The organism is Inquilinus limosus MP06 (assembly GCF_000767795.1).
Classification (GTDB): domain Bacteria; phylum Pseudomonadota; class Alphaproteobacteria; order DSM-16000; family Inquilinaceae; genus Inquilinus; species Inquilinus limosus_E.
In genome coordinates this window covers 1-1,248 of sequence record NZ_JANX01000992.1, presented here as the reverse complement: position 1 = coordinate 1,248, position 1,248 = coordinate 1, and the positions used below count along the sequence as shown (strand labels likewise).

The following is a 1,248-nucleotide window of genomic DNA, read 5'->3' as shown; positions in this document are numbered from 1 at the left end:
GACGACGCGGCGCTGCCGGTCGTCCAGCGGCCGGGCCTCCGGCCAAGTCGCGGCCCGCAGCGCCAGCTCCCGCAGCAGGGGTGAGAAGGGCAGGACCCGGCAATCGGCGGGCAGGCCGGCCGCCGCCTCGACCGGGACCAGGATGCCGTGCATGTGCAGGCCGCCGGCGGTGCTGGCATCGTGCATCAGCCCCGGCGGCATCCACAGGGCGCAGCCGGTGGGCACGCACCAGCGGCCTTCGGCGGTGCCGATCACCGCGCTGCCGGCGGCGGGCCAGAAGATCTGGCCGCCGCGATGGGCATGGGCCGGCGTCTCGAAGGCGGCGTCGATCCGCACCTCCAGCCGGACCATCTGGTCCGCCAGCCGGTCGAGCATCGTCGCCTCGGGCGAGTCCGGCGCCATGCGGATGACCGTTTCGCGATAGGACATGGCCCGGCCTCGTGCGATCGGCGGGCCGCGATCCGCTAGGGTGGCTCAACCCTGGCCGGCCCACGGCCCTGACATGCAAATGAGAGTAATTATCACATGATGTCGAAAATCGCCATGCCGGACCCCGACGCCGCCCGGGCCGTGCCGCCCCTGTTCGACCTCGGCGCCTTCCCGCTGGTGCGGCTGCCGATGCCGGAGCCGGGCGCGACCGGCTATGGCGAGCGCTGGGTGGCCGAGTTCGACATGATCCTGGCGCGCGAGACCCGCTTCGTGATGCTCAGCATCGGGCCGATGCCGGAGCGCGAGGCGCATGACGACCGCAAGGCCCGGACGCTGTGGCTGAAGCGGCGGCGCGGCGACCTCGGCCGGCTCTGCCTGGCCCATCTCCATGTCGAGCCGGACCCGCTGCGCCGGGCGGCGATGCAGGCGACGGTGCTGACCGCGAAGATGGCGGCCGCCTTCCCCTATCCGCTGGCGCTGTTCGCCGATGAGGATTCGGCGCTGGAGCGCGCCTGGACCCTGCTGCGGGCAGTGCCGCTGACGCTCTGAGGGCCACAGGATTGCGGGGAGATGCCGAGCGTCTTCTGGTGTTGCCTCTCCCGCTTACGAGACCTTTTCAGAATTCCCCGGATCGTCCCGGACGCTCGCGACGAAAGCAAAAGAGTCCCCCCTCCCCTTGCGGGAGGGGGTAGGGGGAGGGGGTTCGCGCGGCCAGAGCCGCCCATGATCCGGCCCATCCGCGACGTCGTTTCCTGAGCCCATTCGCGTGGAGCTTGTCCTCGACAACCCCCTCCCCCTAGCCCCCTCCCGCGAGGGGAG

2 protein-coding genes are annotated in these 1,248 nt (G+C 71.7%); one reads left to right on the top strand and one right to left on the bottom strand.

Annotated features, from left to right (window positions below):
* Nucleotides 1-429: AraC family ligand binding domain-containing protein (locus P409_RS34665; RefSeq protein WP_193366539.1), on the bottom strand; the 429-nt coding region annotated here is incomplete at its 3' end.
* Nucleotides 430-543: 114 nt separating this feature from the next.
* Here P409_RS34665 and P409_RS34660 point away from each other — a divergent pair.
* On the top strand, nucleotides 544-978 hold the full coding sequence (locus P409_RS34660) for a hypothetical protein (RefSeq protein WP_238578851.1): 435 nt from the start codon (nucleotides 544-546) through the stop codon (nucleotides 976-978).
* The last annotated feature ends 270 nt before the right edge of the window (nucleotides 979-1,248 follow it).

What these genes read in the sequence shown, in the direction of transcription:
- P409_RS34660 (WP_238578851.1), top strand. Translation starts at nt 544, where the DNA reads ATGCCGGACCCCGACGCCGCCCGGGCCGTGCCGCCCCTGTTCGACCTC.